Below are 23,364 nucleotides of genomic sequence, written 5' to 3'. Positions count from 1 at the left end.
CGCAGTTTGGCAACAGGGGGTTATACCCCAAGAGCAAACCACCCGTTGGACGGGTGGTTATGATTTTCCCGCAAACAGGACATTTTCCCCAGGCAGCACATATATTTAAATAGTGGCAGCTTCAATCCGAACCGTAAAATGACAAGGATCGTGGTGAGGCGAAGTGAAGATTTCCGATTTTCAATCGAAGGACGTAATCAACATTGTGGACGGCAAAAAGCTGGGGGTCATCAGCGATCTGGAGCTGGATCTCCGGCAAGGCCGTATCGAGTCGATTGTCGTTCCGAACAACAGCAAATTTTTCGGGTTATTCGGCGGAGGGACCGATGTAGTCATTCCATGGCGAAATATCGTCAAGATCGGCATGGATGTCGTACTGGTCAAGCTGGATGAATCCCGACCGTACCGGGTGGCGGATGAGGGAGACCCCCAGGCCGAATACCGGCCTGCCTACAGGGAAAGATAAGCAGGCTTGTGCGGGGCGCCCTGGAGAAAGGTAGTATGCCTGTTCTGCGGGGCTTCGTTCCGGACGGAACCTGTGATACTATGGATAGAGGGATTAACGATTGGACAGGGGGAGAGGGTATGGAGCCTTTTCAATGGATTACAGAAGAACCGGACAAGCCGAAATTGTGGTCAATCCAGTCTTGGACGGACCGGTATCCGGAGCTGACTGCCGGATTCACTTCGCGTTTGGGCGGAGTAAGTGAAGGGGTCTTTGCCTCTCTCAACTTGGGACTTCACGTGGATGATCGTCCCGAAGACGTTATACATAACCGGAGCCGGGTAGCGGCTGCGGTCGGTGTTCCGTTGGATCGCTGGACATACGGCGAGCAGGTGCACGGGACAGAGGTTGCGGTCATAACGGAAGAAGATGCGGGCAGGGGGACAAGAGACCGGGAGAGCGCCCTGCAGGAAACCGACGCATTCATAACCGACCGCAGGGGAATCGTGATGGCCGCATTGTTTGCCGATTGTGTTCCTCTATACTTCTATGATCCCGAGCATCGGATTACGGGAATCGCTCATGCGGGCTGGAAGGGCACCGTTGGCCGGATAGCTTGGCATACCGTACACAAGATGAAGGAAACGTTCGGCAGCAAGCCTGAGCAGATACTGGCTTGTATTGGGCCTTCTATCGGCCCCTGCTGCTATGAGGTGGACGAACGGGTGGCTGAACGCGTTCGGGGGCTTCTCGCCTGGTTGGAGAACGGAAAACTAATCGAACAACAGGATAATCTGCTGCGGGAAACGCAGAAAACAAATAAATTCATGCTGGACTTGCAACAAATCAACCGACAAATTATGATAAAAGCAGGATTATTGCCATCTTGTATCGAAATATCTAAGTTATGTACCAGTTGCCGAACGGATCTTTTATTTTCCCATCGTAAAGAACAGGGACTAACCGGCAGAATGATCGCTTGGATTGGATTAAGATGAGACGAAGACAGAGGTGAATCCAGATGAATCTGCAGGAAAGAGCCGAACAGGTTCGTTTCCGGATTGCAGAAGCTTGCCGGAGAAGCGGCCGGGATAGGGACAGCGTGGAAATAATAGCGGTAACGAAATACGTATCCCTCGATACCGCCCGCGCCGTCGTCGATCTTGGGTTTGATAAGATTGGAGAAAACCGGTGGCAGGATGTCAAGCCGAAATGGGAAGCTCTAGGTTCCCGGGTCGAATGGCATTTTATCGGACATCTGCAGACGAATAAGGTTAAAGATGTAGTTGGTAAGTTTCGTTATATCCATTCATTGGACAGGCTTTCCCTGGCGAAGGAAATCAATAAGCGGGGAGAGGCGATGGACACCGTTGTGGATTGCTTGATCCAGGTCAATATTTCCGGCGAGGAAAGCAAATACGGACTGAGTCCGGAACAATTTTTTCCTTTCATAGAGCAGGTTAGGTCGTTTCCGTTCATACGTGTTGCCGGATTGATGACTATGGCCCCCTATGAGAGCGAACCGGAGGACACCCGTCCGGTGTTCCGCGGGCTGCGCCAGCTGCGGGATGAATGCAATCAACGAGCACTTCTGAAGGAAGAGATCCGGCATCTCTCGATGGGGATGTCTAACGATTTTGAAGTAGCGATAGAGGAAGGAGCGACATGGGTTCGTTTAGGTTCGATTCTTGTCGGCAAGGAATAATAGGAGCAGGGAGGGAATTTGTATGGGAGTCATGAACAAATTTTTGAACTTTATCGGACTGCAGGAAGAGGAAGAGGTCGTAGAGAAGGAAAGGGGTGCGGATTCGACCCCCGATCCCGAACCGAATATGTTCGACGGACGTAAGAATAAAAACAATATCGTCAGCATCCACTCGCAGAAGAACATCCGCGTTATCCTTAGCGAGCCCCGTTCGTATGACGAAACCCAAGACATTGCAGATCATCTCCGCTCACGCAGGCCTGTCGTCGTAAATTTGCAGAGGCTCCGCTCCGATCAGGCGATACGGATCGTGGACTTTCTGAGCGGGACAGTCTATGCGCTGAATGGCTCCATATCCAAGATCGGTCCGAGTATCTTTCTATGTACCCCCGATACCGTGGAAATCCAGGGATCGATTAAAGACTCGATAGAAGATGAGGCGGACTACAACAAATAGAGGTGAACAGTTTGAATCTTTCTGATATAAACAGTTTAATTGGCACGCTTATTCAGATCTACACGTATCTAATTATTGCTTACGTACTCTTGTCGTGGCTGCCTAATGCGCGTGAAAGCTTCATTGGAGAGCTGCTCGGTAAGATAGTGGAGCCCTATCTGTCGATCTTCCGCAAGTTTATTCCTCCGATTGGCGGCATGCTTGACCTGTCTCCTATCATCGCCCTTATTGCCCTGAGGTTTGTCGGCTACGGGATTTTTGCAATCATTGAGATGATTGTAGGAGGATTTTAGGAGCATCTATGGTTAATTCGTTGTTTGCACATTTTCATCCGGATGAGCATCCCTTCGTAGATAGAGCATTGGAATGGGTGGATAAGGCAGATAACCGCCATACGGCGAAGTTAACGGACTTTCTCGACCCGAGGCAGATTTATATTCTCCAGACACTTGTGAACCGTTCGTCGAATACGGCTCTTCATATGAATGGAGGATATGCGGAAGCCGAACGTCAAAGGGCGATCATCGCTCCGGACTATCAGGTCATTGAGCAGGATGAATTCGGTTTGGCTGTCCTATCCGTTGATTCCGGCAAGGGAGGCGGCGGATTGGACCACGGAGATTATATGGGAGCGATTCTCGGTCTGGGGATCAAACGGGATAAGATCGGAGATATCCATGTGCATGAGCATGGCTGCCATTGTGTCGTCGCCGAAGAAATAAGCGATTATATGCGCCTGCATCTCCACCAAGTACATCGTGTCCATGTTCAGACGGAAATTATTCCGATAAGCCGGTTGGAACCTGCCCGGACCGTCCTGGAAGAAATGGAATTCACGGTGGCTTCTTTACGTTTGGACGGGATTGTTGGAGATGCCTTCCGCTTAAGCCGGGCTAAAGCATTGGTTCCGATCAAAGCAGGACGATGCCGGGTCAACTGGAAGGTGATTGAGGATCCCAGCCAGGTGCTTAAAGCCGGAGATGTCGTCTCGCTGCAGGGATTCGGCCGTTTTCGGGTGCTGGATATTGAAGGATGGACGAAAAAAGGCAGGCTGAGGATCCGAATTGGCAAGTATCGCTAATTTTTTTAGCCTCAGTGCAGGATTTTCGCCAGTTCTGTCGAATACTCTACGATGAATATCAAGCCGTGTATAGAACGTACATATTGTGGAGGTGCAGTATGCCGTTAACGCCTTTGGACATACATAACAAGGAATTCAAGAGAGCCTTTAGAGGATATGATGAGGACGAGGTCAATGAATTTCTGGATCAGGTTATTAAAGATTACGAGGCCTTGATTCGTGAAAATAAAGAATTGATGCAGCAAGCTCAAGCTTTGCAAGAAAAGTTAGACCACTTCGCCAATATCGAAGAATCGCTCAGCAAGACGATCATAGTTGCCCAGGAGGCGGCGGATGAAGTCAAGACGAACTCCAAGAAGGAAGCGGAGCTGATTATTCGGGAGGCGCAGAAGAACGCGGACCGGATCATCAACGAGTCCCTGGTCAAGTCCGGCAAGGTCGCTCTGGAGATTGAGGAGCTGAAGAAGCAGGCCGCCGTCTACAGAACGAGATTCCGCACACTGCTGGAGGCGCAGCTAGAGCTGCTGAATGGCGATAGCTGGGATGTTCTCGAGGGCAAGACGGGAACGGAGGAATAAACCGGCCAGAGTAAACCGGCCAAGAGTCCGACGACTTCGGCTTGCCGTTTTTCAATGGCCGGCAGCCGGCTTCTTCATCAACTCGATGAAACTCTCCTCAAGTTGACTGGCTTATCGAATTTCGTTATACTCCATAATAATACTAACATTTGCCGAAAACGATGACTGGAACGAGTACGGCGCAGGAGCGGAAACAGCGAATTAGGGGATGGTGCGAGCCTAATATTCGTGAAGCGTCGGAATATCATCCAGGAGTATTCTCTTGAAAGGTTCAGTAGAGAGCGTCGGGTGATTCCGTTATCAATCCCTGAGTGAGTTCCGGATAGAATGGCTGTATAATTGAGCCTATTAATTCGGAGCTTAAGAGGGTGGTACCGCGAGCATCTCTCGTCCCTTTGGGGATGGGAGTTTTTTTGTTTTTTCGATATAGACAAATATTTTCGTTAAGGAGTGCACATTAGCAATGGATTATGGCAAAACATTAAACCTTCCCAAAACGGACTTTCCGATGAGGGGCAACTTGCCCCAAGCGGAGCCCAAGGTTCAGCAATGGTGGGATGAAATCGACATTTACCGTAAAGTACAGGACAACGCGAAAGGGAAGCCGAAATTTATTCTGCATGACGGACCTCCCTATGCAAATGGAGATATTCATATCGGTCATGCCTTGAATAAAATTTTGAAAGATATTATTGTTCGATACAAATCTCTTCGCGGCTTCGATGCTCCGTATGTGCCGGGTTGGGATACCCATGGTTTGCCGATCGAACAGGCGATTGCCAACAGCGGTAAGGCGGACCGCAAGAAGATGTCCGTATCCGAATTCCGGGAGGCTTGCAAGGCCTATGCTCTGGATTGGGTGGATAAGCAGCGGACGCAGTTTAAGCGGTTAGGGGTGCGCGGAGATTGGGACAATCCGTACATCACCTTGAAGCCCGAGTACGAGGCGCAGCAGATCCGTGTTTTTGGTGAAATGGTCCGCAAAGGATACATCTATAAAGGGCTTAAACCCGTCTACTGGTCTCCTTCGTCGGAGAGCGCCCTCGCGGAAGCGGAGATTGAATATCGGGAGAAGACTTCACCATCCATATATGTTGCTTTTCAGGTAAAGGACGGTAAAGGCAAATTACCGGCTCAAGCGGAAATCGTTATCTGGACGACGACTCCATGGACATTGCCTGCGAACCTGGGAATCAGCGTGCATCCTGAATTCGATTATGTGCTTGTCGAAGCGGACGGCCGTCAGTTTGTCCTGGCCGAAGGCTTGCTGGAAGCAGCGGCCAAGGAAATCGGCTGGACGGATGTGAAGGTGAAGGACAAGTTCAAAGGAGCAGAATTGGAATACATTGTCTGCCGGCACCCGTTCTATGACCGGGATTCCCTCGTTATGACGGGAGAGCATGTCACGCTTGAGGCAGGGACCGGTTGCGTCCATACGGCTCCTGGCCACGGGGAGGATGACTTCTACATTTCGCAGCGCTATGGACTCGGTGTATTGTGCCCCATTAACGACCAAGGGAAGTTTACCGGGGAAGCCCCCGGCTATGAAGGAATGTTCTATGAAAAAGCCAATGAGCCTATTATGGAGCTGCTGGCGCAAAAAGGAAGCCTGCTGAAGCAAGGGACCATTCAGCACCAATATGCCCATGACTGGCGTACAAAGAAGCCTGTCATCTATCGGGCAACGGAGCAATGGTTCGCCTCCGTGGACCGTTTCCGCGAGGCCATGCTGGAGGAAATCAAAAACATTAAGTGGACGCCGAATTGGGGAGAAATCCGCCTCCATAATATGATAGCGGAACGCGGAGACTGGTGTATCTCGAGACAGCGGACATGGGGAGTTCCGATTCCGATCCTCTACTGTACGAAATGCAACCATCCGATCGTTAACGAACAAACCATTGAGCATGTAGCTGCGATTTTTGAACAGGAAGGCTCCAATGCCTGGTTTGAAAAGAATGCTTCGGAGCTTCATCCGGAGGGGATGGCTTGTCCGGAGTGCGGCCATGCGGAATTCCGCAAAGAAACGGACATCATGGATGTATGGTTCGATTCCGGGTCCAGCCATGCAGCGGTTCTGGAAATCCGTCCGGAGCTGCAATGGCCGGCGGACCTATACCTGGAAGGGTCCGATCAATACCGCGGCTGGTACAATTCCTCGCTGATTACTGCGACAGCCGTTAGAGGGAAGGCTCCTTACCGGGGCATTCTAAGCCACGGCTTTACTCTGGATGGCGAAGGAAGGAAAATGTCCAAGTCATTGGGCAACACGGTAGATCCCAAGAAAGTTTGCGACCGGCTTGGGGCAGATATATTGCGGCTATGGGTCTCTTCTGTGGATTATCAGGCGGATGTTCGCATCTCAGATAATATTCTTAACCAGATTACCGAGGTGTACCGTAAAATCCGGAATACGCTTCGCTTCTTCCTCGGCAATCTGAACGGTTTCGATCCTGCCCGCGACAAAGTAAGCCCGAGTGATATGAATGAGCTTGACCGCTTTGCGCTTATTCACTTAAATCGCTTGAACGAACGGGTAATACGGGCTTATGACCAATATGACTTTCACATTGTATATCAAGCCGTGCACCATTTCTGCGCCGTAGAGATGAGCGCGTTCTATCTGGATATTGTGAAAGACCGGCTGTACGTCAGCGCTCCGGATGATTTGGGCCGCAGAGCCGCCCAAACCGTATTATATGAGGCCCTAACGGTAATAACTAAATTGATTGCTCCTCTGCTTCCGCATACCGCAGATGAAGTTTGGAAGCATATTCCAGGGGTGCAGGAAGAAAGCGTCCAATTATCGGAAATACCGGATCCGGATACTTCCTTGTTCGATCCTTCCCTGGAAGCAAAATGGTCCGCATTCATGGAAATCCGGGATGAAGTCTTCAAGGCGTTGGAAGAAGCAAGAAACCAGAAAGTGATTGGCAACTCTCTGGGGGCTTCCCTTCATCTTTATCCGGATGAGGAAACAGCTAAGCTCTTATCCCAATTCGATCGTCTGGACCTGTTATTTATCGTTTCCGACGTTCAGCTTCACACTGGGGCAGACATCCCGGAAGAAGCCAAGAAATTCGGTCATCTGGCTGTTCAGGTAGCTTCAGCGGAAGGGGAGAAATGCGAGCGCTGCTGGATCGTGACCCCCGAAGTCGGCCGGAGCGAGGCTCACCCGACGCTGTGCCCACGCTGTGCGGAAGTGGTCGATACCCATTACAAGCAGCAGCCGTAAGCCGTAAGGAGAGATAGCGAGATGTCCAACCCCAACGATGAACAGAATCAAATCCTCCGGGAGCTCAATGAACGGATAGAGCAGTTGGCCTTGAATATGGAGAAGGCCAGATTCGCCGAATATGTCCAGTTGCTCGAACGGCCGCGCAAGCTGCTGTGGAACCATCTGGTGGGCGGAATTGCCAGAGGAGTAGGAATAGCGATCGGATTTACCGTGCTGACCTCGACTCTTCTGTACGTTTTGCAGGCGCTGGGAGCATTGGATCTGCCCATCGTTGGGGATTATATCGCGCAAATTGTCAAGCATGTTCAAGCACAATTGGAAGGCAGAACCTATTAAACACAGGTTCCGGCGGACTTCCCTAGTTCAATTCATCGCTGGGAGGCTCGTCTTCCAATAAAGGCTCGCCTTCACCTTGGTGCATATAATTTCGGTAAGCTTTGTTCCGAATAATCGTAACGTCCTTGCCATAGATATCCGTGGCTATGAAGCTTTCGTAATCCTCGACATAGCCATCGTTCTCATTAGCTTCAATTTCCATTTCGTCATAGCTGTCGATATACCGGTCTTCAGCCATGGCAGGACTGTTCGAAGTTCCCCAGCTTTCGACTATCTGCCAGGCGTCCTCGCCATCGAACTGGTTCTGGCTTGGTAATTCGTCCAGGCTGGTTCTGCCGAAGGGGGGAGACAGGATTTCTTCCTCTATGGGCCTGCGCTGAGATATGGTTTTCTGAGGAACGTGAGCTTTACAATACAAGGTGGTTGGGACGGCCAACAGCCGGTCATAAGGGATAGGTTCGCCGCAAACGCTGCAGGTGCCATACTGCCCGGAGTTTAATCTATCCAGAGCGTCACGGACATCGCCTAAATATTTCTCCGCTTTATCGTTCAAGGCGACGTCCTTGCCGCGTTCGAAAACTTCCGTGCCAATGTCTGCCGGATGATTGTCATAGGAGGAAAGCTCTCCTGTTGAATCGCCCAGCGACCCGCCCAATCCGTAGTGGGAGTTTTCGGTGACTTGTTTATTGAGCTCTTCTAATTCCTGCTTCAGCAATTGCTGAATTTGTTGTTTCTGTTCTTCCGTTAAGGTGTGCATTATGACGGCTCCCTTCAAGGTATTCCGCCATATTGTGCGCCGAAAGAACATGTTTTACGAAGGTAATTCCTTGTACGCAAGGAAATCATGGGTTCGGGGAGGTTGACTATTTGATCTATTATCTGATTTCTTTGCTTATCATCGCTTTGGATCAATGGACCAAGTGGCTTATTGTCAAACATATGGAGCTGAGGGAGTCTTTCTCGGTCATCGGCGATTTTTTTCATATTACTTCTCACCGCAATACCGGGGCTGCCTTTGGAATTTTGCCGAACCAACGATGGTTTTTTCTCATTGCTACCGTGATAGTCGTTGTCGGGATTTCGATTTATATGAGGAAGGTCATCCGTGAGAACAAGCGGCTGTTGCCCTTTGCCCTAAGCCTTCTTCTGGGCGGTGCCCTCGGCAATTTTATTGACCGTGCCGTATCCGGAGAGGTCGTCGATTTTCTCGATTTCACCTTTCGTTTCAACTGGTTCGGAAATCCGGTCGTCTATCCGTTTCCTATATTCAATGTAGCGGATTCCGCAATCGTTATTGGAGTTATTCTTATTTTGCTGGATTCCCTGCTGGAGTGGAGAAGAGAAAGGAAAGGTCAAACCGATGAAGTTCAATCATGACGATCTGCGGCCTTCCGATGAAATAAAGACAATCGGTACGGAAGAAGCGAATGATATCAGCATGAAGGATGAACCCGGTTTGCCGGGAGCCTCCGTCTTAACTGACTCCGATGACGATATGGATGGAGAAACGTTCGAGTGGACGATCGAGGCTCAGGAAGCGGGAATCCGTATTGATAAATTTCTGGCCGATGCCTTGCCCGAAGATATTTCGCGGACGCAGGTGCAGCAGTGGATCAAGGGCGGGGCGGTTCAGGTTAATGGCTCGTCGGTCAAGCCCAACTATAAGCTTCAACCAGAGGATGCTGTTGTGCTGGACGTTCCCGAGGCGGAGGAAGCGGCTATCGTGCCGGAAGCGATTCCGCTGGAGGTTGTTTATGAAGACGCGGATGTTATCGTCATTAATAAGCCTAGAGGAATGGTGGTTCATCCGGCGCCGGGACATACGTCGGGAACCGTGGTGAATGCGCTGCTGGCTCATTGCCGGGATTTGTCCGGAATCAACGGAGTGATGCGGCCCGGAATAGTTCATCGAATAGACAAGGACACTTCCGGCCTGCTGATGGCCGCCAAGAATGATCTGGCCCATCTTTCGCTATCCAAGCAGCTTAAGGACCACTCGGTGATTCGCAAATATATCGCGTTGGTGCACGGCCGGGTTCCCCACGATCAAGGAACGGTGGATGCGCCGATCGGCCGCGATCCGAACCATCGCAAACAGTTTATGGTAACAAGCCATAACAGCAAGCATGCCGTGACCCATTTTGCGGTCCTGGAGAGGATGGGTTCTTATACATTGCTGGAATTGAAGCTGGAAACCGGCCGAACACACCAAATTCGCGTTCATATGAAGTATATCGGCCATCCTCTGGTCGGCGATCCGGTCTACAGCAGCAGCAGTAAACGGGCAGGAATCGAGGGCCAGGCTCTTCATGCCGCGGTGCTTGGCTTCGTACATCCCCGTACGGGCCGGCAGCTTGTCTTCGAGGCTCCTTTACCGGAAGATATGAATCATCTTCTTCAGCGTGTGCGGCAGTTTTAAAAGGTGTCTGATAAACCGGAGATGAATCAGGAGGTCCGCTAGTCCGTGGATGGCTCCTGATTTTTTTGTCGCAATCGGACAGCTTGAACCGAATCAATATTTTTCTCTTGACATCTTTTGTCGGGATGTGGGATAATTCTTTTAGTTAAATAGCGCCTTTAAATTCAGTCCCGTGAGGCTGGCAAGGTGATCGTTACAATGTCATTCAGAGTGCAGTAAGTATCTCTGTGTTTCTTGGTGAACTTTAAACACAGTTATCGCGTGTACCCGCCGATGAGATGCTTCCTGCCTGACCCTTGCCTACGGGCAAGGGTTTTTTTGTGGACTTTCCTCTCCGGAATCGTTGCGGATAAGGTCTTCCGGAAGCGGAGCGGTAGTAACGAAGGCGCAGAACAGGAGGCAGCGAAACGAAGTGATTACCCAGGATAGACGGATTTTGCTGGACGATACGGCTATTCGCCGGGCTCTCACCCGGATTGCCCATGAAATTTTGGAGAGGAACAAGGGTGTCGACGATTGCGTTCTGATCGGAATTCGGACGAGGGGAGTATACCTTGCCGAGCGGATTGCCAGACGAATAAGGGAGATCGAGGGTGTTCCTATACCGGCTGCAGCGATCGATGTGACCTCATACCGCGACGATGTGTCCCGGCAAAGCAGAGGAAACCCGGCACAAGGTATTGTTGAGCCGGAACTGGATATTCACAACAAAAAGATCATCCTGTTCGATGATGTACTGTTCACAGGGCGCACCGTCCGTGCTGCGATGGACGCCTTAATGGACAAGGGCCGGCCGCAAATGATTCAATTGGCGGTGCTTGTAGACCGGGGACATCGGGAGCTGCCGATTCGTCCGGATTATGTCGGCAAGAATATCCCGACTTCCAAGCTGGAGGAAATTGTTGTCCATCTGGAGGAAGCGGACGGTCAGGATGAGGTCATCTTATATAATAAAGGGAGCTGACAAGCGCGATGCAGACTAAAACAATGACGGATAAACATTTGCTTGGGCTTAAAGGAATGAGCGAATCGGAGCTGGAGTCCATTCTGGATCGTGCTGCTTATTGGGAGCAATACCCCCAGAAGGTTACTCAGCATCTGCAGGGCCGTTTTGTCGCTAACATGTTCTTTGAGAACAGCACCCGCACACGGTTTTCGTTCGAAGTCGCGGAGAAAAGAATGGGGCTGGAAGTGCTCAATTTTACCGCAGCCGTGTCCAGTGTGCAAAAGGGAGAGTCCATATACGATACCGTTAAGACGCTGGAATCTATGGGGATAGATGCAGGAGTAATCCGGTTGAAGCCTAACGGGGTGCTCGATGAGCTTGCCCGTCATGTCCGAATCCCGCTGATCAACGCCGGCGATGGAAGCAACGAGCATCCGACTCAGGCGCTGCTTGATCTGTATACGATGCGTAAGCATTTCGGCGCGGTCCGCGGGTTGACCGTATCCATTATCGGCGATATCAAGCACAGCCGGGTGGCCCGCTCGAATCTGTGGGCGTTGGGCGCAATGGGTGCACGGGTGAAATTTTGCGCTCCGGATGCGATGCAAGCTCCCGAGCTTGCGGAATACGCTCCATATGTCACAATGGACGAAGCCTTGCAGTCGGATGTTGTCATGATGCTGCGCGTACAGTTGGAGCGCCATGAGCAAGGAATGCTGAATTCCGCGGAACAATATCGCGAAGGTTACGGTCTCACAGTGGAACGGGAGCGGAAAATGAAGGATCATGCCATCATTATGCACCCGGCTCCAATTAATCGGAATGTAGAAATTGATGACGAGCTGGTAGAGCATCCAAGGTCGAAAATTTTCATTCAAATGAGCCATGGAGTCCCTGTCCGAATGGCCGTTATCGAACGATCTCTAACTTGATGGGAACGAATTTGAAATGGACTATCGGCAAGATTGGCGGCAAGTAGGAGGCGGCTCTATGGAGCAGAAGCCTATCTTTATACCGTAATTAAAGACAAGGGCTGAACAGGAGGAGCTTATGGGAACTTGGATTGTCAACGGGAAGATGCTGGATGGTGATAACCGTCTCGTTAATAAAAATATTTTGATCGAAAACGGCATGATTACTAGCATAACGGAGCCTAAGGAAGGGCCGGATAACCAGAGCGACGGTCATGAGAGGATCGATGCCAAGGGACAATTAATCGCCCCGGGGTTGATCGATATGCACGTTCATCTGCGGGAGCCCGGATTTGAGCATAAAGAAACGATAGCGACCGGCACAAGGTCGGCGGCCAGGGGCGGATTCACGACGATCGCCTGTATGCCCAACACCCGGCCGGTAATCGATACCCCCGAGACCGTGCGGTACATTCTCGACAAAGCAGAGACCGAAGGAGTGGTCAGGGTGCTTCCCTACGGGTGCATTACCGACAACCAGCTAGGGCGGGAGCTGACCGATTTTGAGGCGCTGAAGGATGCGGGCGTGTTCGCCTTCACGGATGACGGGGTAGGGGTTCAAAGCGCGCAAATGATGAAGGACGCTATGGCGAAAGCGGCCGAGCTCGGAATGCCGATTGTCGCTCATTGCGAGGACAATACGCTGGTTGTTGGCGCCCCCGTTAACGAGGGAGCCTTCTCCCGCAAGCACGGGTTAAAAGGAATTCCGAACGAGTCCGAAGCCATTCACGTTGGAAGAGATATTTTACTGGCGGAAGCTACAGGGGTTCATTACCACGTCTGCCACGTGAGCACAGAGCAGTCCGTGCGGTTGATCCGCCAGGCCAAGCAGCTCGGGATCAAAGTAACGGCGGAGGTTTGCCCGCATCATCTGCTGCTGTCGGATGAGGATATTCCGGGACTCGACGCCAATTGGAAAATGAATCCGCCTCTGCGGTCTCCGCGGGATGTACAGGCTTGTATCAAGGGAATCGAGGATGGAACGATCGATATTGTCGTAACGGACCATGCTCCGCACAGTGAAGAAGAGAAGGCCAAAGGGATGCAAGCGGCGCCTTTCGGAATCGTCGGTTTCGAAACAGCCTTCCCGCTTCTGTACACCCATTTTGTTCTTAAAGGGAAATGGACGCTTCAATTTCTGCTTGACCGGATGACGGTTAAGCCCGCAGAAGTCTTCGGACTGTCGTGGGGAACCTTGCAGGAGGGAGCTGCGGCGGATCTGACTTTGATTGACCTGGATACAGAGAAGGAAGTTAATCCTGCCGAGTTTTTGAGTAAAGGGCGGAATACTCCATTTACGGGCTGGAAGCTTAAGGGGTGGCCTACCCGGACAATAGTGGCCGGCCAAGTGGTCTGGAGCGAGGCTTAATCCTCCGCAAACCAATGGAATGATAGAGAACGAAGCAATGGACAGCAGGATCAAGACAAGCTAAAGGAGCGATGAACGATGCAGGCAAGATTATTATTGGAAGACGGCACTCTGTTCACCGGCAAAGCATTCGGAAGCGAAGGCGAGTCGACCGGAGAAGTCGTATTTAATACCGGCATTACGGGTTACCAGGAGGTTATCTCGGACCCTTCCTACTGCGGGCAAATCGTAACGATGACCTACCCGCTGATCGGAAACTACGGAATTACAAGGGATGACTTTGAATTTATCCGGCCGTTCATTCACGGTCTTGTCGTAAGGCAGCATGAGGAAATTCCAAGCAACTGGCGGGCACAATATACGCTGGACAGCCTGATGAAAGAATATGGAATCATCGGAATCAGCGAAGTGGACACCCGCATGCTGACCCGGATCATCCGCCAGCACGGAACGATGAAAGGTATCCTGACGACCTCCAATAAGTCGGTGGAAGAGTTGAAGGAGCAGTTGAATGCGATGACCATCATGCGTGATCAGGTAGACCGGGTCTCGACCAAAAGACGCTATCACCTGCCGGGCAATGGCGAGACGGTGGTCCTGGTCGACTTCGGCTCTAAGGACGGAATCGCCCGCGATTTATCGAAGCGCGGCTTCGATGTCGTCGTTGTTCCTTACGATACGACGGCGGACCAGATTCGGCGCATCCATCCCGACGGAATTATTCTGTCCAACGGGCCCGGAGATCCGAAGGATGTTCCCCAAGCTATCGAAATGATCCGCTCGCTGCTGGGCGAGTACCCGATCTTCGGGATCTGCCTCGGGCACCAGTTGTTTGCTCTCGCTTGCGGTGCCGATACCGAGAAGATGAAATTCGGCCATCGCGGAGGCAACCATCCGGTTAAAGATCTGATGACCGGCCGCTGCTATATTACCTCCCAGAACCATGGCTACACCGTAGTCCAGGATTCGTTAAAGGGAACCGATCTTGAAGTTACCCATGTCAACAATAACGACAAAACGGTGGAAGGGCTCAAGCATAAGAAGCACCCTGCCTTCTCCGTCCAATATCATCCGGAGGCCGCACCGGGACCGTTCGATTCCGGATATTTGTTTGATGAATTCCAAACGATGATTCGGGAATTTAAACAAAGCCTTCCGAATATTCCGCAGCAAGCCAAGATGCTGGCCGCTGCCCAAAAGACAGCCGAAGCGAAAGGAGAATTGAAGCATGCCCAAAAATAATGAACTCAAAAAAATTCTCGTCATCGGCTCTGGCCCCATAGTAATCGGACAAGCCGCAGAATTTGACTATGCCGGAACCCAGGCTTGCCAAGCTTTGAAGGAAGAAGGGTATGAGGTTGTACTGATCAACAGCAACCCGGCTACGATTATGACCGATACCAATATGGCGGATAAAGTATATATCGAGCCTATTACGCTGGATTTCGTTACCCAAATCATCCGGCAGGAGCGTCCGGACGGCTTGCTGCCTACTCTCGGCGGACAAACGGGATTGAATATGGCCGTTGAGCTTGCCCGCCACGGCATTCTCGAGCAGGAGAATGTCAAGCTTCTCGGTACACAGTTAACCGCCATCGAGAAGGCGGAAGACCGCGATTTGTTCCGCGAGCTGATGAGAGAGCTGGAGCAGCCGGTACCGGATAGTACGATTGTTACTACCGTTCAGGAAGCGGTCGACTTTGCCGAAGAAATAGGCTATCCGATCATCGTTCGTCCGGCCTATACCCTGGGCGGAACGGGCGGCGGAATCGCCTCTACGAAGGAAGAGCTGATCGAAACGGTTCAGTCGGGTATCCGATACAGCCCTATCGGCCAGTGTCTGATTGAGAAAAGCATTGCCGGCATGAAGGAAATTGAATATGAGGTTATGCGCGACGCCAACGACAACTGCATTGTCGTTTGTAATATGGAAAACTTCGATCCGGTCGGCGTTCATACAGGGGACAGCATCGTTGTGGCTCCAAGCCAGACTCTGTCGGACAAGGAATACCAGATGCTTCGTTCCGCCTCGCTGAAAATTATTAGAGCCCTTCATATCGAAGGCGGCTGTAACGTTCAGTTTGCTCTGGACCCTCACAGCTATCAATACTATGTCATTGAGGTTAATCCGCGGGTCAGCCGTTCCTCGGCACTCGCCTCCAAAGCGACCGGTTATCCGATTGCCAAGATGGCGGCCAAAATCGCTATCGGCTATACGCTGGATGAAATTGTTAACCCGGTAACCGGGCAGACTTACGCCTGCTTTGAGCCGACGATTGACTATGTCGTATCGAAAATCCCGCGCTGGCCTTTCGATAAATTTACCGGCGCCAACCGGAAGCTGGGAACACAGATGAAAGCTACCGGGGAAGTGATGGCCATCGGCCGGACCTTCGAGGAATCGATTCATAAGGCCGTTCGTTCGCTGGAAATCGGTGCTCACCGTCTGTATTTGAAGGAAACCGAGCTGGTGGATGGGGAAACGCTGGAGGAGCGTTTGAAGAAGCCTGACGATGAGCGCATTTTCTTGATTGCCGAAGCGTTCCGCAGAGGGTATACGGTAGAAAAAATTCAGGATCTGACGAAGATCGACTGGTGGTTCCTGACGAAGCTTGAAGGTCTTATCCGCTTCGAGCACCAGCTGCAGCAGCCGGAACTGACCCCGGAGCTTCTGCTGGAAGCCAAGCGCAAAGGCTTCACTGACCGGGCGATTGCGGAAATCCGCCGCTCTGCGAACGTTCAGTTCGACCATATCATGGAGGCCGACATTCGCGCTTATCGCTTGCAGAACGGAATCAAGCCGGTCTACAAAATGGTCGATACTTGCGCAGCAGAGTTCGAAGCAACCTCTCCGTATTATTACTCGACCTATGAAATGGAGGACGAGGTTCAGGAATCCTCCAAGGATAAAGTCGTTGTGCTCGGTTCTGGTCCGATCCGGATCGGCCAGGGGATTGAATTCGACTATTCCACCGTGCACGCGGTCTGGGCCATCCAGGAGGCCGGCTATGAAGCGGTCATTATTAACAACAATCCGGAGACTGTCTCCACCGATTTCAATACGTCTGACCGCCTGTATTTCGAGCCGCTCTTCTTTGAAGATGTGATGAATGTCATTGAGAGAGAGAAGCCGATTGGCGTTATCGTTCAGTTCGGTGGACAAACGGCAATTAATCTGGCTGCTCCGCTGGCCAAGGCCGGCGTACGGATTTTGGGAACCGACCTGGAGCATATCGATGCCGCCGAAGACCGGAAGAAGTTCGAAGCTCTGCTTCGCAAGCTGAACATTGCCCAACCTCCGGGAGGAACCGTGACTTCGGTGGATGAAGCGGTGGGTACGGCTGCGAAATTCGGTTACCCGGTTCTTGTCCGCCCCTCTTATGTACTGGGCGGCCGGGCTATGGAAATAGTTTATTCCGATGCGGAATTGCTTAACTATATGGAATATGCCGTGAAGATCAATCCGGAGCATCCGGTTCTGATCGACCGCTACATGCTCGGCAAAGAAGTGGAAGTCGATGCGATTTGCGACAAGGAAACCGTCCTGATTCCAGGAATTATGGAGCACGTCGAGAGAGCCGGGGTCCATTCCGGAGACTCGATCGCGGTTTATCCTCCGCAGTCGCTTTCGGAAGAGATCAAGCAACAGATTGTTGAAATAACGACCAAAGTGGCCAAAGAGCTTGAAGTCGTCGGCCTGGTCAACATTCAATTTGTCATCTATCAAGAGCAGGTTTATATTATCGAAGTAAATCCCCGCTCCTCCCGTACCGTGCCTTTCTTGAGCAAGGTAACCGGAATTCCGATGGCCAATGTAGCGACCCAGTTGATTATGGGCAAGAAGCTGAAGGAAATTGGTTACGAAGGCGGATTGTGGAAAGAGGACGATCAGGTGTCGGTCAAAGTTCCTGTCTTCTCCTTCGCGAAGCTGAGAAGAGTCGATACCACGCTCGGTCCGGAGATGAAATCTACGGGAGAAGTTATGGGGCGTGACGCCAGCTTTGCCAAAGCGCTGTACAAAGGGCTGATTGCTTCGGGAATGAAGATTCCGACAACCGGATCGATTATTGCGACGGTTGCCGACAAAGACAAGGATGAGGCTATAGAAATTTTGCGCGGCTTCCATGATCTCGGTTATAAAATTGTAGCGACCGGAGGCACCGCTAAAGCTCTATCGGCTGCCGGTCTGAAAGTGGATCACGTGAGGAAGCTGAGCGAAGGCTCGCCTAATATTCTGGACCGGATTCGCAATGGGGAAGCTCAATTTGTCGTGAATACTCTGACCAAAGGCAAGACCCCGGAGCGCGACGGCTTCCGCATCCGCCGCGAAGCGGTAGAGAACGGAATTGTCTGCATGACCTCCTTGGATACGGTTAGAGCACTGCTTGGCATGCTGCAGACGATTAACTTCTCCTCTAGTCCGATGCCTGCGAACAAAGCACTTCGCTAGAGCCAGATTAAGTAAGAACTATCCGAAGAAGGACTTTAAGGAGGCTTTGCTGTGGGCTTACAAACGGAAGTGGCGGGTAAGATCATGGTCGCTCTCGATTATCCCTCTGAGCAAGAGGCCAATGAACTGCTTCAAAGCTTGCAGGGAATTCCTTGCTACATGAAAGTGGGCATGCAGCTGTTCTATGCGGCTGGACCAAAATTTGTCGAGAGGTTGAAGGAGGAAGGCTATAAGGTCTTCCTCGACCTCAAGCTTCATGATATCCCTAATACCGTTAAAGGAGCTGCTGCGAGCATTTCGCGGCTTGGGGTGGATATGTTTAATGTCCATGCCGCGGGTGGCACCAGGATGATGGAGGCTGCTCTGGAAGGCGCTGAAATGGCTTCCGCAGGGGCGCGTCCGGTTGTTATCGCGGTCACTCAGTTGACGAGTACGAATGAACGGATGCTGAAGGAAGAGCTCGGAATCGGCGCTACGATGGAAGAGACGGTGGTGCGTTATGCCCGGCTGGCCGGGAAGGCCGGCCTGGATGGTGTCGTAGCTTCCCCATTGGAGGTCGTCCGTATCAAGGAAGCGATGGGGAAACCGTTTCTGACCATCACCCCGGGAATTCGTCCACGCCATGCGGCTGCAGGGGATCAATCGAGAGTGATGACTCCGGCAGAAGCTTTAAACACGGGAACGGATTATATGGTCATCGGCCGCCCTATTACGGCCCAGGCTGATCCGCGGCAAGCCCTTGAATCTATTATTGAGGAGTTGATTTAGATGAATTCAACGACCCACAATTTGCCTCGGGAGATTGCAGAGGCTCTGCTTCAGATCGGTGCTGTTGCACTTAGCCCGAATGAGCCCTTTACCTGGAGCTCCGGATGGCTCTCGCCTATCTATTGCGATAACCGGCTGACTATGTCCTATCCGAATATCCGCAATAAAGTGGCGGAAGGCTTTGCTGCGATTATTCGAGAGCAATATCCCGAGGTGGAGATTATCGCGGGCACGGCTACCGGAGGAATCGCCCATGCCGCTTGGGTGGCGGATAAACTGAACTTGCCTATGGTGTATGTGCGCAGCAGCGCCAAAGGCCATGGCAAGCAGAAGCAGGTGGAAGGGGTCCTCAACCCGGGCAGCAAAGTCGTCGTCATCGAGGATCTGATCTCAACAGGGGGAAGCTCGCTTAAAGCAGCTTTGGCCGTTAGAGAAGCCGGAGGAGATGTGCTCTCGGTGCTGTCCATCTTTACTTATCAGTTCAAAGAAGCGCAGGATGCCTTTGCCGCAGAGAAGATTGCAATGAACTCGCTCTCCAATTACACGGCGTTGCTGGAGGCTGCGGTCGAACTCGGAAAAATTAAAGAAGAGGATTTGGCGCTTCTCCAATCATGGAGAGAGAACCCGGCTGCTTTCGGCAAGGATGGAGCCAATTAGGAACGGACGGGCCGAAGTTTAAACGGCAAGAGATTCACATAGAAGCTGAATAACAAAAAGTCTTGATTTCAACCACGCGTCACTTGACAAATGCCAGGCCTGTACCGGGAGATGCCTCCGGACAGGCCTATTTGGTATTTGGAGGCCAATCCTCAAATGAAAACCAGGGGACATAAGAATGAAGAAAGAGCATTGAAAGAAATTAAGCAAAATTTTATTCAAATCTGTGAAGAATGCCGCATTATATAAATAACGGGTACATTTTAAAGGTAAATTGCAAAGGTAGCTATTAAAGACATGCAAGCTTCCCATACGGACTAAAGGAAGGAAGAATCGATCATTTAAGGTTTACTTTGGGAAATATCAGTATAGGTTGAAGATGTAAAAAGAAAGCGGTATCGGGAGGGTGTCAGGCTAAGGTGGGAGCAAGAGATAATGTCTATCAGCCTCTCCCTGCACCGGCGCAGCTAATTACCAGCTTTGACTTCGCCCTGATGTGCAGGGAACGGCAAGGCCAGGGTACGAAACATCCGGGTCTCGTCATGTGTGTGCCTGTAACCGTTTATAAGAGGCTGTTTTCATTTTGGAGGGGTATCTTGACTAGAACATTCACGAGTTAGGCTTTGCATGGAACTAAAGCCTTCTCTATTTTTGGAGCAGGAACGTTTGATAGACTGTCCAGGCTTGGTTGTCCGTCTGGTAGAGCAGGTGAAAGCGGTCAACCAGGAATTCCAGTCCGACATCCACTAATCGGACACTAGAGAGAACATCGTGAAATTCCTCGTTGCCCAGTTTTTGACCGATGGTCAAATGTGGAGTATAACGGTAAGCTTTCTGCGGTTCTTCCAACGGTCCCTGACAAATTTCCTCGTGTAAGCGGATGAACGGGTCCGCATCCTCCAAGGCCAAGTAAATGACATTGCTGACCGGAAGGAAGGATGAAAACCGGTTGACCTTGGCGGTAAAGGCCGGCAGGCGTTGGGATGCTTCGTTGAGCAGGGTTATCGCTTCTTCCAATTGGCGGTCGTCCCAGTCCTCCGCCTCGCGGATGGTAAAATGAGGCTGAATCAAGCGATAATGAGGATCATAGCGTTTGCGATAGCTGTTGGCAAAATCTTGAACTTCCTTGCCCGGAAAAACGACGATTCCGTATTTCATGGAAAATAACCTCCTTTCCCCTCTTGCTTTTGTTAGTGAGCTATTATAACGTATTCTTTAATTATTCTAACATCTAATGCCGCACTTAGCCAAGATTGATAAAACAACGAAAATAAGGTGATGAATATGATTCGCAAAGTTCACAGCAACGAGGTCAAGCAAGCCGTCGTGCAAAAATTAGAGGAGCGCGGCGTAACCACTGAAGAAATTGCCGAAATTGTCTATGAGATGCAAGCTCCTTATAATCAAGGACTTCAGCTCAGTGATTGTATAGACAGCGTGCATGCCGTTCTGAAAAAAAGAGAGGTTCAGCATGCGCTTCTCGTTGGCATCGAACTGGATATGTTGGCCGAGCAGAATAAATTGTCCGAGCCGCTGCAGTCGTTGGTGGAGTCGGATGAAGGATTGTTCGGCTGCGATGAAACTTTGGCTCTCGGGTCTGTGCTGGGCTACGGAAGTATAGCGGTGACCACCTTCGGACATCTGGATAAGCATAAGATCGGGGTTATCAAACGCCTGGATACCAAGAGAGGCCACGGCATTCATACGTTCCTGGACGATTTGATCGCCAGTATTGCCGCTTCCGCATCCAGCCGGATCGCCCATAGATTAAGAGATTTGGAGGAGCAGGAAGCCGAGATTGCGGCAGATAGCGAAGCCGGCGAGAGCGCAGATCAGGCTTAGTTAAGTTCCCCCTATTGAAATGATTTTATCCACCTCTGTCCCGGGCAGCAATAAAAAGCGGCTTAAAGGGATAAGCTAGCAATAAAAGAAGTTCGCAGGACAGGGGTGCTTTACTCGTGAAATGGATTTATTGGTCTAAACTTTATGAAAGCAAATTTCAAGCCGGCTGCCTCGCCAAGAGGATGGAGGAGGACTGGTGGTTATACGGATACGACTGCCCGCAGGCGGTGGAAGTATACCGTTCGAAGAAGGGCCGGTTTGGAGTTCGCTATATATTGCCTCATTAAGGCTAGTTTAGATATGTAAGAGATTAGGTTTTGGACCGCATTGTCACTTGGGGTTAGCCAAAAGCCCTCCTTTAAAAAGGGTTTTTCATCTTCGAAAAATGCGTTAGAAGGTTTTTATAATTTACCTCTTGACACTAATGGTGCAAATGGTGTATATTTATTTTTGTCGCTGATTAAATAGTCTAGCCAATTAACGCGGGGTGGAGCAGTCCGGTAGCTCGTCGGGCTCATAACCCGAAGGTCGCAGGTTCAAATCCTGCCCCCGCAACCAAATTTCAAATTCAAAAGTTCCGGGCCTTTAGCTCAGTTGGTTAGAGCGATCGGCTCATAACCGATTGGTCGGGGGTTCGAGTCCCTCAGGGCCCACCATGATTATGACAGGCTGTTTCTATGCCGGGGTGGCGGAATTGGCAGACGCACAGGACTTAAAATCCTGCGATAGGTTGCTATCGTACCGGTTCGAGTCCGGTCCTCGGCACCAAACCAGTGCATTGAAGTGTGTCGGACTCTTGTGTTACGAGTTCAACCTGAAACTCCAGGTTTCCCAGACAGATAGGTCGAAGGAAACGGCAGGAGTTTTTTTATTTATAAAAAAATTTGAGATATAGTAAAAGTCCTCCCCGCATGGGTGAAGGACTTTTTTTGGTACAATAATAGGTTTATTCGTTTAGCTCCGGGTTAATGGCCCGGTTTATCTTTTACTGTTTCGCCTGAGCCTCAGCGGATGTGGAAGAGGACTCTCCCGGGAAAGCCGGCGATGAAACCCCCGAGCTGAGATTTGGCTCAATTACGACCGTATAGCGGCTGTCTACATAGGTTTCCGCTTTCGCTTCCGTCATGACTTGAGCATACATGTGGCCCGGTATCGGCTCATGCAACGTGTAATAAAGCGTGGCTTGCTCGTCTTGAAATTCAATCCGGTCGATGGTCACGCGATAACCGCTGTTGCCTTTCATTCCCCAGGTTACTGTTGCTTTATTAATTTGGTCGTTCACTTTTTCCATAATTAATTCCACTTCGGAATTTTGAGCCGGAGGCTCAGGGCTATGCTCTTTATTTGCCTTTACGAATTTCCTGGCTGCATGAATCATGCGGCTTGCTTCCGAACGGGTAATCTCATCTTTGGGACGGAAAAGCCCGTCGGCATTCGTTTCGGCAATGTTGGAGATCAACAGACGTTGGATGCTGGTCATATATTCCTTGTCGACCTGCTCTTCATCTGCAAAGGACATATAGATTTCAATAAAGGCATAATCACCTGTCAATTCCACCGCTTTGTACAGAAGATCGGCGAATTGCTCACGGGTCAACCGTTGCTCCGGATCCAGATCCTTAGCTAGAGGAAGTCCATTAAGCTGAGCGATCATTAACGAAGCGGCATACCATGCATCATCAGGGACCTGACTGAAATAATCGCTAGCCTTCGGTTCCTTAATAAACTTGATCTCATCGATGTTCAGGTCCAATGCATTGACGATCAGATGAACGCCCTGTGCATAGTTCAATTTGCCTTTCGGCATAAATTCCGTCTCAGAAATTCCGCTAATAATCCCGTCTTGATGTAAAGCACGGATTTCGGCTTCGGAGGGATCCTGGGAAATATCCGAGAACGCCCATGCAGCCGGCGCAATGATCAGGACGAACACCATAAGTAAAGTCAAAGCTATTCCTCGCTTATTCTTCATTCCTATCACCTCCTTATCCCCTAAGACGGGCATTCACTGGAAAAGGTTGCATGTTGAATTTTTTTTTTTTCTACGACTGACCAATTAACATACAATACTTATTTTCTGTTTCCTTGAGGTACTTTGCAGG

Annotated in this window: 23 protein-coding genes, 3 tRNA genes and 1 other annotated feature; of the genes, 23 read left to right on the top strand and 3 right to left on the bottom strand. The window is 50.8% G+C overall.

All coding sequences use genetic code 11. The features are described from left to right. Positions 1–163: 163 nt before the first annotated feature. The 9 genes from ACFQ03_RS22955 to ACFQ03_RS22915 all read left to right on the top strand — a co-directional run bounded on the left by ACFQ03_RS22955 (position 164) and on the right by ACFQ03_RS22915 (position 7,840). Complete coding sequence (locus tag ACFQ03_RS22955) at positions 164–466, top strand: YlmC/YmxH family sporulation protein (RefSeq protein ID WP_144935873.1); 303 nt, start codon at positions 164–166, stop codon at positions 464–466. A 35-nt stretch (positions 467–501) separates the two neighbouring features. Beyond that, complete coding sequence (gene pgeF, locus ACFQ03_RS22950) at positions 502–1,443, top strand: peptidoglycan editing factor PgeF (protein WP_379291247.1); 942 nt, start codon at positions 502–504, stop codon at positions 1,441–1,443. 23 nt (positions 1,444–1,466) lie between these two features. Further along, positions 1,467–2,150 (top strand): YggS family pyridoxal phosphate-dependent enzyme, encoded by a 684-nt coding sequence (locus ACFQ03_RS22945; RefSeq protein ID WP_144935876.1) that lies wholly within the window; start codon positions 1,467–1,469, stop codon positions 2,148–2,150. A gap of 22 nt (positions 2,151–2,172) precedes the next feature. Beyond that, the gene (locus ACFQ03_RS22940; RefSeq protein WP_144935878.1) at positions 2,173–2,607 is read left to right on the top strand and encodes a cell division protein SepF; all 435 of its coding nucleotides are present in this window, start codon (positions 2,173–2,175) and stop codon (positions 2,605–2,607) included. Between the two features lie 11 nt (positions 2,608–2,618). Continuing rightward, complete coding sequence (locus ACFQ03_RS22935) at positions 2,619–2,900, top strand: YggT family protein (protein ID WP_225312713.1); 282 nt, start codon at positions 2,619–2,621, stop codon at positions 2,898–2,900. A gap of 8 nt (positions 2,901–2,908) precedes the next feature. Then, entirely contained in the window at positions 2,909–3,688 is a 780-nt protein-coding gene (locus ACFQ03_RS22930; RefSeq protein ID WP_379291244.1) for a YlmH family RNA-binding protein, read from the top strand. 98 nt (positions 3,689–3,786) lie between these two features. Next, the gene (locus ACFQ03_RS22925; RefSeq protein WP_144935884.1) at positions 3,787–4,266 is read left to right on the top strand and encodes a DivIVA domain-containing protein; all 480 of its coding nucleotides are present in this window, start codon (positions 3,787–3,789) and stop codon (positions 4,264–4,266) included. 152 nt (positions 4,267–4,418) lie between these two features. Further along, positions 4,419–4,664, top strand: a binding site (T-box leader). Positions 4,665–4,729: 65 nt separating this feature from the next. Beyond that, on the top strand, positions 4,730–7,501 hold the full coding sequence (ileS, locus tag ACFQ03_RS22920) for an isoleucine--tRNA ligase (protein ID WP_379291242.1): 2,772 nt from the start codon (positions 4,730–4,732) through the stop codon (positions 7,499–7,501). A gap of 21 nt (positions 7,502–7,522) precedes the next feature. Next, positions 7,523–7,840 carry a DUF5665 domain-containing protein gene (locus ACFQ03_RS22915; protein ID WP_144935890.1) on the top strand — a complete coding sequence of 106 codons (318 nt, stop codon included), beginning with the start codon at positions 7,523–7,525 and terminating at the stop codon, positions 7,838–7,840. Between the two features lie 22 nt (positions 7,841–7,862). Here ACFQ03_RS22915 and ACFQ03_RS22910 read toward each other — a convergent pair whose 3' ends face one another. Next, positions 7,863–8,597 carry a TraR/DksA C4-type zinc finger protein gene (locus ACFQ03_RS22910; RefSeq protein ID WP_379291239.1) on the bottom strand — a complete coding sequence of 245 codons (735 nt, stop codon included), beginning with the start codon at positions 8,595–8,597 and terminating at the stop codon, positions 7,863–7,865. 110 nt (positions 8,598–8,707) lie between these two features. Between ACFQ03_RS22910 and lspA the strand changes: the two genes are divergently transcribed. The 9 genes from lspA to pyrE all read left to right on the top strand — a co-directional run bounded on the left by lspA (position 8,708) and on the right by pyrE (position 19,420). Next, on the top strand, positions 8,708–9,217 hold the full coding sequence (gene lspA / locus ACFQ03_RS22905) for a signal peptidase II (protein WP_379291237.1): 510 nt from the start codon (positions 8,708–8,710) through the stop codon (positions 9,215–9,217). A gap of 61 nt (positions 9,218–9,278) precedes the next feature. Continuing rightward, on the top strand, positions 9,279–10,259 hold the full coding sequence (locus ACFQ03_RS22900) for an RluA family pseudouridine synthase (protein ID WP_379291250.1): 981 nt from the start codon (positions 9,279–9,281) through the stop codon (positions 10,257–10,259). A gap of 412 nt (positions 10,260–10,671) precedes the next feature. Further along, complete coding sequence (gene pyrR, locus ACFQ03_RS22895; RefSeq protein WP_370451774.1) at positions 10,672–11,223, top strand: bifunctional pyr operon transcriptional regulator/uracil phosphoribosyltransferase PyrR; 552 nt, start codon at positions 10,672–10,674, stop codon at positions 11,221–11,223. Positions 11,224–11,231: 8 nt separating this feature from the next. Continuing rightward, a complete protein-coding gene (locus ACFQ03_RS22890) occupies positions 11,232–12,137 on the top strand; it encodes an aspartate carbamoyltransferase catalytic subunit (protein WP_379291234.1) in 906 nt (301 codons plus the stop codon). Positions 12,138–12,255: 118 nt separating this feature from the next. Then, positions 12,256–13,545, top strand: a complete 1,290-nt coding sequence (locus ACFQ03_RS22885; RefSeq protein ID WP_379291232.1) for a dihydroorotase — start codon at positions 12,256–12,258, stop codon at positions 13,543–13,545. A gap of 78 nt (positions 13,546–13,623) precedes the next feature. Further along, entirely contained in the window at positions 13,624–14,787 is a 1,164-nt protein-coding gene (locus ACFQ03_RS22880) for a carbamoyl phosphate synthase small subunit (protein WP_379291230.1), read from the top strand. Continuing rightward, complete coding sequence (carB, locus tag ACFQ03_RS22875; RefSeq protein WP_379291228.1) at positions 14,774–17,995, top strand: carbamoyl-phosphate synthase large subunit; 3,222 nt, start codon at positions 14,774–14,776, stop codon at positions 17,993–17,995. The genes ACFQ03_RS22880 and carB overlap by 14 nt, the downstream gene beginning before the upstream one ends. A gap of 84 nt (positions 17,996–18,079) precedes the next feature. Then, complete coding sequence (gene pyrF, locus ACFQ03_RS22870) at positions 18,080–18,763, top strand: orotidine-5'-phosphate decarboxylase (protein ID WP_150960017.1); 684 nt, start codon at positions 18,080–18,082, stop codon at positions 18,761–18,763. Continuing rightward, positions 18,764–19,420, top strand: coding sequence for an orotate phosphoribosyltransferase (gene pyrE / locus ACFQ03_RS22865; protein ID WP_379291226.1), 657 nt, complete (start codon positions 18,764–18,766; stop codon positions 19,418–19,420). 645 nt (positions 19,421–20,065) lie between these two features. Here pyrE and ACFQ03_RS22860 read toward each other — a convergent pair. Further along, entirely contained in the window at positions 20,066–20,578 is a 513-nt protein-coding gene (locus ACFQ03_RS22860; protein ID WP_144935908.1) for a 2'-5' RNA ligase family protein, read from the bottom strand. Positions 20,579–20,704: 126 nt separating this feature from the next. Between ACFQ03_RS22860 and ACFQ03_RS22855 the strand changes: the two genes are divergently transcribed. From ACFQ03_RS22855 to ACFQ03_RS22835, 5 genes are all read left to right on the top strand, one after another. After that, positions 20,705–21,262 (top strand): phosphatidylglycerophosphatase A family protein, encoded by a 558-nt coding sequence (locus ACFQ03_RS22855; protein WP_144935911.1) that lies wholly within the window; start codon positions 20,705–20,707, stop codon positions 21,260–21,262. A 116-nt stretch (positions 21,263–21,378) separates the two neighbouring features. Next, a complete protein-coding gene (locus ACFQ03_RS22850) occupies positions 21,379–21,549 on the top strand; it encodes a hypothetical protein (RefSeq protein WP_186328320.1) in 171 nt (56 codons plus the stop codon). A gap of 194 nt (positions 21,550–21,743) precedes the next feature. Then, positions 21,744–21,820 (top strand) — tRNA-Met (locus ACFQ03_RS22845). A gap of 21 nt (positions 21,821–21,841) precedes the next feature. Then, positions 21,842–21,918: transfer RNA gene (locus ACFQ03_RS22840), tRNA-Ile, on the top strand. A gap of 23 nt (positions 21,919–21,941) precedes the next feature. Further along, a tRNA-Leu gene (locus ACFQ03_RS22835) sits at positions 21,942–22,030 on the top strand. Positions 22,031–22,247: 217 nt separating this feature from the next. On the opposite strand, the gene ACFQ03_RS22830 is transcribed toward ACFQ03_RS22835, so the two are convergent. Further along, entirely contained in the window at positions 22,248–23,234 is a 987-nt protein-coding gene (locus ACFQ03_RS22830; RefSeq protein ID WP_186328321.1) for an S-layer homology domain-containing protein, read from the bottom strand. Between the last annotated feature and the right edge of the window lie 130 nt (positions 23,235–23,364).

Source organism: Paenibacillus residui (genome assembly GCF_042677205.1).
GTDB classification, from domain to species: Bacteria; Bacillota; Bacilli; order Paenibacillales; family NBRC-103111; genus Paenibacillus_L; species Paenibacillus_L residui.
This window is presented reverse-complemented; position numbering and strand designations above follow the sequence as displayed.